Below are 11238 nucleotides of genomic sequence, written 5' to 3' on the forward strand. Positions count from 1 at the left end.
TTTGGTTGAGGCATCTTATTGATTTTTTATTGAGAACCCCTAGGCTGTGTCGTCATTTTTATATGTAACTATTTAAAAATATTAAAAGTAAATTTTTTTGAGGCTTGGAAAATAGTTGAATAATTTCAAAAAATTATATTTAATTGAAGACACAATCCAAGAAATAAAACGTCATTCGTTTTCCCTGACAAAGGCTTTTGTTTAGGCTGTGCCATAGAAAATGGTTGATGCTTTTTTCTTGAAGCCCCAAAGAAATAACCAATAAAATGCCTCAAGTATGGAGTCCATCAGCGGAAAAACTGGAGAAAACGTCTGTATTTTCACTGCGCTGTGGAGAGAAAACAACCACATACTATGACAGAGCCTTTATCTATACCCCTGCCATAATAAAAGGTTGATAGACTATTTTATGTAACTCAAGATAGAGACTAAGAAAATTTTTTGCCGCAGGGCTCACCAGCAAATACATTCAAAAAAACTTGATGAAATCAACTCCTGCAACACTGTATCAATCAAAGGCTATGGCGGAACCTTGTTTATAATTCAGGTAGATTTCTCTTTTTTTTGGCTGTGTTATAGAAAATGGTTGATGCTTTTCTCCTTGAAGTTCCACAGGGATAACCGACAAAATGCCTTAGCCCTATATTCCGCCAAGAGGAAAACCGGAGAAAAAGGCTGTATTTTCACCGCACTGTGGAGATGAAACAACCACAAACTATAACAGAACCTCTCTCTCTCTCTCTCTCTCTCTCTCTCTCTTCCCGTCAGCATCCATTCGGCAGGGACTCCTTTTGAGTGGCCTCCCCACCAGTCGAAAGTCTTGAGAAAGGAGGGGGCCGGGGGAGGAACAACCCTTCTTCAGAAGGGTTTTCCTCCCCCGGTTATCCCTGCTAGTTCTTTTCAGGCAACGGGCCGCGCGGGAGGAAACGCCACGTGTCGCGGAGTTCCATAGCGGCTTCGTTGATGAAGGGAATGTCATTGTAGTAGAGCGCGCCGATGGGCACATCATATTTTTCCTGCGCCGCGGCAAAGTCCTGATGCAGTTTGCTGTAGGGTACCCAAAGCGGGGTGATGACCCAGAGCAGCAGCCATATCGTAAACATGCAGAGAAGCAGCTTCACATAGCCGGGGAGAGGGCGTCTGGACATGATGCTTTCCTATTAGAGGGGTACGGGGAAGAGCCCGGCCCGGTGAGCTTTTGCATAAGGAGGTGGAAGCGCCGGGCGGTTCCACCTCCAAATCCGGGGGTGAGGAAGCGGCGCACCCGTAAGCCGGATGCGCCGACGAGCCCGTCAGATCTTCGCCGTGACTTCGGGGAAGACGAGGTAGAACATTACATACGCCATGAGAAGGGTCAGGGCCAAGTTGAAGGACTGGCCGCAGACGTACAGGATGAGGGGCTTGCCGCCCTTGAAGTAGGGGGCGAGTTCGCGGAAGTTGGTGCTCAGGCCGATGGCGGTGAAGGCGAGCACGAAGAACCATGTGCGGACGCCCTTTTCAATGCCGTCGATGACGCCCTTGTTGATGAGGGCGGTGCCGAGGTCAGGGCCGAGGTCGGCGCTGTACATGGAGAAGATGATCGAAGCGGCGAGGAAGCCGATGACGAACTTGGGGAAACGATGCCAGATTTCCATCAGGCTGGTTTCGCGTCCGGCGGTCTTTTCAACGCTGGTGCACCAGTAGACGGCGATGCCGAAGGCGGTCACGCCGATGAGCACGTTCTGGATCATCTTGATGGTCGCGGCCACATACATGGCCTTGGAGCCGAGCAGCGCACCGGCGGCGGCCACGGCGCCCGTGGAATCGACGGTGCCGCCGATCCACGCGCCGCCAAGCACCTCAGGCAGGCCGAGGAACTTGATGAGGGCGGGCATGGCCACCATCATGATGGCGGTGAAGGTCATGGACAGGCCGAGGGCGAGGGTGAGCTCTTCCTTCTTGGCGCGGCACGCGGCGGCTGCGGCGATGGCGGCGGAGGTGCCGCACACGGACATGTCGGCGGAGATGGTGATGTTCAGGGTCGGTGAGGCCATCTTGAGAACCTTCTGCCCGAAAATAAAGGTCACGATGAGCACGATGGGGGTGACCACCCACGCCACGAAGATGCCGGCGGTGCCGATGGCGATGATCTTATCGAACAGGATTTCCGCGCCAAGGAGCACGAGGCCCGTCTTGATGTAGTATTCAACCTGAAGCGCAGGCTTTATCCACTGCGGGGTGCCGATCGTGTTGGCGATGATCATGCCGAACATGATGCCCCACGGCTCTACGCCGATGCCGTAGTAGGCCATAGTGGACTGCTGGCCGAGGATCATGGCGACAACCACGACGATGAACAGGCCCACAAAGCCGATGAGGAACTTGGGCAGGTTCTGGCCCATGATGAAGATGCCGATGCCGAAGAACAGGCCAAAGGCGACCATCAGCAGGGGCAGGGTGGTGAAAAGGTTTACGGGCTTGGCCTTGGCGGAGGCCTTGGACGCTTCGGACTTGGCCTTGGTCCAGTCCTTGATGGCGGCTTCGGCGGCGGCGTTCAGTCCGGCATCCTTGTAGCCCGCATCGGCGGCGAGCTTTTCGGCGGCTTCGGCGGCGGCGAAAGAGCTTTCGGCCTTGGCCTTGGCTGCTTCAGCCTTTTCCTTATTGGCGGCGTTCTTCGCGTCGGCCTCGGCTTGGCTGGTGAACATGGACTTCAGGGGGTTGTTCGTCCACTTGCCGGGGCTGGCTATGAATGCCTTGATTTCCTTGGCGATAGGCAGGTTGGTGCCGACGACGCCCTTCTTGGCATCCTGAGCTTGGATATACGCAATGGTCTTGAACGGAGCCTTCTCTGCTTCCGCCTTCATGATCGCGTTGGAATTGTCGATGGTCTCCTTGTAGCTGGCCGGAGCGCCATTGATGAAAATGCAGATGGCCGCGATCAGCAGGACGAAACCAAGCCAAATGGCCCAGTAGTCTTCCTTCTTCCACAGGTCTGACCAGTGCGATTGGGCTCGGTCGATGACCACATTGTTGTTTTCATTTGCCATAACAGTCTCCTCCTGGCTTGGGGCATGTGCCGAAAGCCAACCCTGTTTTTGGGTGAAAAAAATCACCAACTCCTCTGCCTTTGAGCGGTTGTGGAGTTTACGGCTCCACAGACCTGACGCCTTTCATTCGACTAATAACAGGACACAGTCTATTGTCAACAGAATTTTTGATGTAATGGCGAGCTATTGTGAATCGAGGACAGAATGAAAAGGAACATGCCTTGTATGTGAGTGGAATAGATTGAGTGATCAATCAAAGGTGTTCTACTTTGATATAACTTGAACAAAATGCTGCATACAGGGCTGCATCCAAGAAACGCGGCCGGGCATATAGTTCTGCCGACCGCTCTTTTTGCCTGTTTAATATATTGATATAGATATATTTTATTGAATAGAAATTTTCTTTTGTCCTCTACTCCTCCAAAATGGTGAGGGGTATCATGCTCTAGAGTTCACCAAATATTTTTTTTGGGGGGGAGTCATCATGATGGAGGGTTGGGGGAAAATGTTGAGAGGCCCACGCCACAAAAGCATGGAGATGCGGGAAGTAAAAAAGATGGGATGCAGTAGAATCTGGAGTAAAGGCCGGGATACCAGTACGCAGATATGGCGACTGTCGACATGATAGGACGGCTGCCCCTTTCTTAGCCGCAGCGCGACAGTATGGTAACAAGAAAATACACAGGGATAACGCGTTTAGTGCGGAATCCAGCGGCGGAACTCATGGGATCGCCGTTTATGATGCGGCAGGGAGAATTCCGAGTGGGCCTTCTGGTGCAGGGAATGAAAATCCATCGTATCTTTATAAAACGATACGCCGTCATCCCCAGACTATTCCGAGACATTCATCTTTTCGATGATTTTCAAAAAAAATCGTTTTGAATTCCATGTAGTTAAAATGTAACTTCCATTGTAAAAGCGAAGGCTCTGTTATGGTTTGTGGTCGTTTTATTTCCACAGTGCGTTGAAAATACAGCCTTTTTCTCCTATTTTCCCCTTGGCGGGATTCACGGCTAAGGCATTTTGCCGGTTATCCCTTTGGAACTTCAAGGAAAAAGCATCAACTGTTTTCTATAACACAGCCAAAGTGAATATCCCTGTTTCTTGCCCACACTGAAGCGCTGCGGCTTTGGAAATGGCCAGTTGCCTGTATTTTTCCGTAGCCGGATTTCTTTGTCCGTGGGTGCCGTTTCAAGCGGGGGCTGCTTCAAACAGTGCCGTGCGTTCGGATAGGTTGGCCCTACCAGACGTTAAAATGCACTTTCTGTTCGTCGTAACGTTCCTTATGTGAGAAGGGCGTTTCGGAGTAGCCGATAATAGCAAGGCCGAGCGGCGATACGGTATCCGGAAGGTTGCAGAGCTCACGGAAAGCCTGTTCCCGTTCAGGGACGGGATGGACGCCGCACCAGAGCGAAGCCAGTTCCTTGGCACGTGCCGCGAGCAAGAGGTTTTCCATAGCGGCGGAGCAGTCCTGCACCCAGTACTTGCCGTAATGGGCCGAGGTGGTGTCCCCGCAAACGAGGATGGCGAGCGGGGCCTGCCTGATCATGCCCGCGTATGGATGGAATTCCTGGATTTTATCCAATTTTTCGCGATCCGTGATGACCACGAACCTCCACGGCTGGATGCCCCCCGCCGTGGGCGCGGACATGGCGGCGCTCAGCAATTCTTTGACAATGTCTTCACCGACGGGCCGGTTCAGGAACTGGCGAATGCTGCGGCGAGTATGGAGGGCTTCAAAGGCATCCATAAGAACGCTCCTTTTATCGGGTTTGTGTTCGCCGCAACATAGCAGATCCGTTTGGGTTGCACCAGAGCCGATTTGCCGGGAGGCATTCGTTTTTGCACTGAAAACCGTATTTCAACTGTCTGAAATTCAAAATGAATTTTTAGAAAATCATCAAAAAGGTGAATGTCCCTTTGCCGGGCCCTTTCACTCAAGATGTCTGTAGCCCGCACGGATGTTTGGATATTCTTTTCCGGCACGTCAGGGCTTGTCACTGCGTTATCATACGTGTATTCTTTTCGGTCTGGACAAAGAAACGAGGGGTCCGTTCCTGCTGTTTGCGGGCCTTGGACGCGTTTCGTTTGCTGGTTTTTTCTTCATTCTTTTTTTCGTGACAGCGTGTTTTGAAGGAGTTTTTATGGCTGGTATGCCGGGTCCCGGAGATCGTATTGAAGCCCGTTGCACTCGCTGCAATGACATTACCGGGCATGTCATCGTCGCCCTTGTCGGCGGGGAAATCGTCAAGGTGGAATGCCGCGCCTGCGGAAGCGTGCACAAGTATTACCCGCCTGCGACACCCAAGGAAGTGAAGGGAAAGACGGCCGTTTGCCGTGTAAAGGCCGGTGAGACCCGCAAGGAAGCCGTAAATTCCTTCAAGCCCACCTCCACGCCTTCCACGGCCGCCGCATCCCCCGCCGCCGCGTCCCGTGCCGCCGCCAAAGCGCAGAAGGCCGCCGAGGACATGGAACAGAACTGGCAGCGCACCATGAACATGACCGTTGCTTCCGCCCGCCCCTACGCCATGAACGAGTCCTTCGCCGTCGGCGATGTCGTCGAACATCCCAAGTTCGGCAGCGGCGTTGTGCAGGAAGTTTTCCCCCCCGACAAGATGCAGATCCTTTTCCGCGACGGCGCCAAGATGCTGCGCTGTGCGTGTTAGGAAGGGAAGAGATTTTGAAAATGGGGAGGGGAGGCTTTGGGAGAAGGGAAATGCCCTATGCTCCCATCCTTCCCTCCCTTTAGCATTTTCGCCTTGGCTCCGTCAGAGGATGCCGTAGCTTTGTCTCCACCGCATGGTGAAAGGATAGCCCGTTTCGGGCTTTTTCTTTGGCTGACATCATGGCAAAGCGTTTATCGGCTATCTACTGGCAAGCCCAAGCAAGAGAATACTTACTGCTTGCCGTATACGGCCTTCTCCTTTATCGGATGCCTGTCCTGTATGTTGCAGCTATCGGGGCCAACCCTTTGAGATAAGAGGCTTTATTGTTTAAAAACAAGGCGGTGTTATAGAAAATGGCTGATGCTTTTTTCCTTGAAATTTCAAAGGAATAACCAGCAAAATACCTTATCCGTGGAGCACGCCAAGGGGAAAACTGGAGAAAAAGGCCGTATTTTCACCGTGCTGTGGAGATGAAACAACCACATACCATAAAAGAGCCCAAAATAAAGGCTCTGTCCTATAAAAGTGGTTATGATGTACTCAAATTTTACGTTTTGAGGATTTTAATTTATATTTCGGCATGTACTATTTATAAAATTTATAATTATTAAAATATATTATAAGTACCCCTTTCTTTAGAACATTTTCACGTTGAAAATGTTCTTCCGACTGAGGGAAACAGGCGGCCGCTGCGAAGGCATAAGCACAATATACTTACATTGTTAAATACCGAAATAAACGTTCCTTAAACTTTAATGTTATAAAGATTTAAAGTTAATGTGCTTTAGGACAGAGCGAAACAAACGGCTCTGTCATGAGTATTGGGTTCATTTATCTCTATAACATGGTGAAAATACAACCTTTTTATCCATCTTTTCATTGGTTGAATCCATGAGTAAGGCATTTTGTCGGTTCTTCCGACTGCGGGAAGCAGGCGGCCACTGCGAAGATATAAGCACAATGTACTTACATTGTTAAATATCGAAATGAGCGTTCCTTAAACTTTAATGTTATAAAGATTTAAAGTTAATTTGCTCTAGAACAGAGCGAAATAAACGGCTCTGTCATAGTATGTAGTTGTTTTATCTCTACAGCATGATAAAAATACAGCCTTTTTATCCATTTTTTACATTGGCTAACCTATAAGTAAGACATTTTGTCGGTTATTTCTTTGGGACTTCAAGGAAAAAGCATCAACCATTTTTGTGACGCAGCCAAACAAAATATGCTGCCGTAAAAATACGGTACAGCAATAACGGGAAAATCGAAAACGGACGGCTTCAAATCGGCGCAAGCCGGTTTGAAGCCGTCCGTTTTCGATTTCTCTGAGGGGGTCCGGGGGGAATCATTCCCCCCGGCGGGTGCAGGGCGGAGCCCTGCCGGGGTTCAAGGGGCCGCGCCCCTTGCCGCCGGAGGCCTTACGGCATCATGGCGCAGAGCATGAGCCCGGCCGTGACCGGAAGCCCGCACATGAGGTTGGCGTTGGCGATGGCCTGCCCGGACGCGCCGCGGCAGACGTTGTCGATGGCGGACACCACGATGAGCCGGTTGGTCCGGGGATCGACGATGACGGACATATCACAGAACATCGTCCCGCGTACATTGCGGGTTTCGGGAAGCTGCCCGGAGGGCAGGACGCGCACCCACGGGCTGTCCGCCCATGTTTCCTCATACACGCGCTGGGCGTCCGCCTGCGAGAGGGGGGCCTTGAGCTGTGCGTAGATCGTGGACAGGATGCCGCGGTTCATGGGCACAAGGTGCGGATTGAAAGAGATGGTCATGGGCTCGTGCGCCAGACGGGACAACTCCTGTTCGATTTCCGGGGTGTGGCGGTGCGTGCCGATGCCGTAAGCCTTGAAGGAGTCCGCCACTTCGCAGTAGAGAGAACCGAGCTTGGCGGAACGGCCCGCGCCGGATACGCCGGACTTGGAGTCCGCGACGATGCCGTGGGTTTCGACAAGGCCGTCGGCGAGGGCCGCGGTCATGCCGAGGATGATCGAAGTGGGGTAACAGCCGGGGTTCGCCACGAGGCGCGCCTTGGCGATGTCCGAGGCGTAGAGCTCCGGCAGGCCGTATACCGCTTCGGGGAGCAGGTCGGGGCGCTTGTGCTCGACCTTGTACCACTGCTCATAGGTTTCCGCGCTCTTGAGGCGGAAGTCGGCGGAAAGATCCACCACCTTGAGGCCGCGTTCCACGAGCGCCGCCGCCATTTCCGTGGCCGCCGTGTGCGGGACGGCAAGGAAGGCCAGATCGCATTCCCTGGCGATGAGTTCCGGCTCAGGCTCGATAAGGATGACGTCGGCCCCCGGCAGGCCGTTGAGGAACGGGTACAGGCCGCCGAGCCGTTTGCCCGCTTCGGTGCGGGAGGTGGCGGCGGTGAGCTTCATGTTCGGGTGCCCGGTCAGCAGACGGGCCAGCTCCATCCCAGTGTAGCCGGTGACCCCGACAAGGCCAACCCGGATCATTTCTTGCGGCATGGCTTTTAATCCACCTTTTTCATGACGTATTTCATACGCAGTTCGTACAGGATACCTTCCAGAAGGCGTGCTTCGTCGCTGTCGAGGCATTGCTTGGTCTTTTCTTCGAGCATGGTCAGGATGTCGATGGTATGCTTGGCCATGACCAAATCCTGTTCGGTCGCGCCCGATTCCGGGTTGGGAACCTCGCCGAGCTGCACCAGCGCGGACGAGGCGAGGGAAAGGATGAACGTGGAAAACGTGACCTGCGGCATGGAGCAGTCGCAGCCGGGCTTATTGCAGTTGCAGGCCTTATGGCCTTCAGGGGAAGCGGTGTTCATGGCGTCTCCGTGGAACGAGTGTCTATGAGGGGCCCGGCAGGGGGCCTGTTCAACTTCTTACATCAGGAATAACTCGTCCCGGCTCAACGTCAAGGGCGCGATGATACGCGGAAAGTGCCGTTTCCAGATAATCGCGCGACGCGCTGAAGCCGCCGGAAGCCCGCAAACCGTAGGCCAGCGCGTGCAATCCCGCCAGCGCGTCCGCCCAATCCACCCAGCCCATGTGCCCGAAGCGGACCATGCGGCCCTTATAATGATCTTGCCCCCCCGCGAAGACAATGCCGCATTCGTCGGCAGCGACCTTGAGGAGCTTGTCACCGTCCACCCCGGCGGGGAGCAGGATGCTGGTGACGCCCCAAGCGTAATGGGTGGGCGCGAACAGGGGCAGATCCAGCGCCTGCGCCCCGGTGCGGACCATACAGGTGAGCGCCCACTGCTTGCGGTACAGGGCGTCGAGGCCGCCTTCCTCAAACAGCATGGACAGGCTCTCGTGCAGCCCCACGATGAGGCTGACCGGAGAGGTGAACAGCCCCTGCCCCTTCAGCACGTTGTCGCGCTCGCCCACGAGGTTGAAATAGAAGCAGGAGGCGGGGATGGATTCGGCGCGTTTCCATGCGCGCGCGGAAAGGGCCAGCAGCGCCATGCCGGGCGGGACCATGAGGCCCTTCTGGGAGCCGGTAAGGAGGCAGTCGATGCCCCATGCGTCCATCGGGCAGGGGGAGATGCCGACCGCCGAGATGCCGTCCGCGACAAGGAGCACCTCGCGCGTGCGGGTAAGCCGGGCGATGGCTTCCACCGGATGCTGTGCGGCGGTGGAGGTTTCGCAGACCTGCATGAGCACGCCCTTGGCTTCGGGATGTTCGCGGAGCGCCTGTTCGACCTGCGCGGGCGTCACGGCCTGCCCCCATGCCACATCGATTTCCACGACCTTAAGCCCGCGTACGGCGGCGATTTTGGACCAGCGCTCGCCGAATTTGCCGCCGTTCACCACAATGACGGTTTCGCCGGGCAGGAACAGGCCGTGCACGGCGGCGGTCATGGCCCCGGTGCCGGAGCAGGAAAGCGGGAGCACCGGCTGTTCGGTGCCGAACAGCTTCTGGAGCATGGTTTCGGTTTCCAGCAGGATTTTCTTGAAGCCGGGCTTCCGGTGGTGGATCATGTCCTGCGCGAGGGCAAGGCGGACGCGTTCGGGCAGAGGCGTGGGGCCGGGGGTGAGCAAACGGGGCTTGTTGAACATGATGTCTCCTGTCATGCGGACAAATTTCGCGGCGCGGATCAGTCTTTCCAGACCCGCAGGATAAAGACTTTAAGATAGGCCGTTTCGGGCATGGACGGATGCACCGGATGATCCGGCCCCTGAAAGCCCTGATACAGCAATTGCGTGTTCAGGCCCCTCTTGGCGGCACACTGGGCGATCAGGCGGCGCAGCGCTTCGGCCTCAAGGTGGTGCGAACAGGAACAGCTCGTGAGAATGCCCCCGTTTTCCACGAGTTGCAAGCCCAGATCGTTGACCCGGCGGTAGGCGTTGAGGCCCTGCTCGGCGTCCTTCCTGCGTTTGATGAAGGCCGGGGGATCGACGCAGACCACGCCGAATTTCCGCCCCCCGTCGCGCAGCGCCGCCAGCGTGTCCAGCGCGTCGCCGGGCAGCGTTTCGCCGGGGCAGCCGGCGTTGGCGGCAAGGTTGCGGCCTGCCATGTCGAGGGCCTGCTTTGAAGCGTCGAGGAACGTCACGCCCGCCGCGCCGTTCCGGGCCGCCATGACCCCGAACGCGCCCGCGTAGCAGAATGCGTCGAGCACGGTCTTGCCCTTGGCGTACTTGGCGGCCTCCACCCGGTTGGGGCGCTGGTCGTAGAACCAGCCGGTCTTCTGGCCTTCCGCCAGCGGGACGGTGAAGGCCGCGCCGCTTTCCCGCACTTCGATTTCGTCCGGCACCGTGCCCATGCCCGTTTCCACGCTCAGGGGCAGGTTTTCCATCGTCCGCACGCTCACGTCGTTGCGGAACAGCACGGCCTTGGGGTTGAACAGTTCCCCGATCACTTCGAGCAGGGCATCCTTTTGGGCTTCCATGCCCGCCGTGGTGATCTGCGCGCTGAACACGTCGCCGTAGCGGTCGAGCACGAGGCCGGGCAGCCAGTCGCCTTCGCCGTGGCACAGGCGGTAGAAAGGCACGTCGAACAGCGTTTCACGCAGCAGCAGGGCGCGTTCGAGGCGTTTTTTGATGAGGGATGCGTCGAGCGGCTCGTCGGGCTTGCGGCTGACGATGCGCGCGGCGATGAGCGAAGCCGGGTTGACGTAGGCCGTCCCGATGGGGCGCCCGTCGGCGGCGCAGACCTGCGCGGCCTCGCCCGGCGCGAACGCCGTCAGCGGGGATCGCTTCACGTCCACTTCGTTGCTGAAAATCCACAGGTGCCCCGCCCGCAGGCGGCGGTCTTCGTTTTTTTTGAGGAAAAGCTGTTGCATGGGTGTCCTTTGGGGGAGAAGGGTGAAAGGCAACTGGAGAGGGGAGGGAGAACCCTTCTGAAGAAGGGCTTCTCCCTCCCCTCTCCAGACCTCTCCCCTCCCTCTCCCAAGACTTTCGTAATGGGGTGGGGGAGACGCGGGCATGTTTCCCTGTTTTTTTGTTTTATGAGTTTGTTATAGTTTGTTTTTATTGACTATAAAGCTTTGGCTGCGTCATAGGAAGCGGTTGAGGCTTTATTTCTTGGCTCTGTCATAGTATATGGTTACTTTATATCCATAACATGGTGTA

8 protein-coding genes are annotated in these 11238 nt (G+C 55.4%); 1 reads left to right on the forward strand and 7 read right to left on the reverse strand.

Going from position 1 to position 11238, the window contains the following annotated elements:
* Positions 1 to 890: 890 nt before the first annotated feature.
* The 3 genes from ACZM8Y_RS10270 to ACZM8Y_RS10280 all read right to left on the reverse strand — a co-directional run bounded on the left by ACZM8Y_RS10270 (position 891) and on the right by ACZM8Y_RS10280 (position 4776).
* Complete coding sequence (locus ACZM8Y_RS10270; RefSeq protein WP_479858988.1) at positions 891 to 1148, reverse strand: hypothetical protein; 258 nt, start codon at positions 1146 to 1148, stop codon at positions 891 to 893.
* Positions 1149 to 1292: 144 nt separating this feature from the next.
* Positions 1293 to 3026: a YeiH family protein gene (locus tag ACZM8Y_RS10275; RefSeq protein ID WP_482330261.1), complete on the reverse strand. Its 1734-nt coding sequence runs from the start codon at positions 3024 to 3026 to the stop codon at positions 1293 to 1295.
* A gap of 1240 nt (positions 3027 to 4266) precedes the next feature.
* Entirely contained in the window at positions 4267 to 4776 is a 510-nt protein-coding gene (locus tag ACZM8Y_RS10280; RefSeq protein WP_482330262.1) for a nitroreductase family protein, read from the reverse strand.
* A gap of 394 nt (positions 4777 to 5170) precedes the next feature.
* On the opposite strand from ACZM8Y_RS10280, the gene ACZM8Y_RS10285 reads away from it, so the two are divergent.
* On the forward strand, positions 5171 to 5692 hold the full coding sequence (locus ACZM8Y_RS10285; protein WP_302554139.1) for a hypothetical protein: 522 nt from the start codon (positions 5171 to 5173) through the stop codon (positions 5690 to 5692).
* Between the two features lie 1418 nt (positions 5693 to 7110).
* Here ACZM8Y_RS10285 and argC read toward each other — a convergent pair.
* From argC to ACZM8Y_RS10305, 4 genes are read right to left on the reverse strand one after another with little or no spacing between them, the layout of a single operon-like run.
* Positions 7111 to 8169: an N-acetyl-gamma-glutamyl-phosphate reductase gene (argC, locus tag ACZM8Y_RS10290; RefSeq protein ID WP_482330263.1), complete on the reverse strand. Its 1059-nt coding sequence runs from the start codon at positions 8167 to 8169 to the stop codon at positions 7111 to 7113.
* A 5-nt stretch (positions 8170 to 8174) separates the two neighbouring features.
* Entirely contained in the window at positions 8175 to 8489 is a 315-nt protein-coding gene (locus ACZM8Y_RS10295; protein ID WP_374044391.1) for a DUF1844 domain-containing protein, read from the reverse strand.
* A 49-nt stretch (positions 8490 to 8538) separates the two neighbouring features.
* Complete coding sequence (locus ACZM8Y_RS10300; protein WP_479858991.1) at positions 8539 to 9726, reverse strand: pyridoxal-phosphate-dependent aminotransferase family protein; 1188 nt, start codon at positions 9724 to 9726, stop codon at positions 8539 to 8541.
* Positions 9727 to 9764: 38 nt separating this feature from the next.
* On the reverse strand, positions 9765 to 10949 hold the full coding sequence (locus ACZM8Y_RS10305) for a class I SAM-dependent rRNA methyltransferase (protein WP_337430455.1): 1185 nt from the start codon (positions 10947 to 10949) through the stop codon (positions 9765 to 9767).
* Between the last annotated feature and the right edge of the window lie 289 nt (positions 10950 to 11238).

It is taken from the genome of Bilophila sp., from assembly GCF_057864385.1.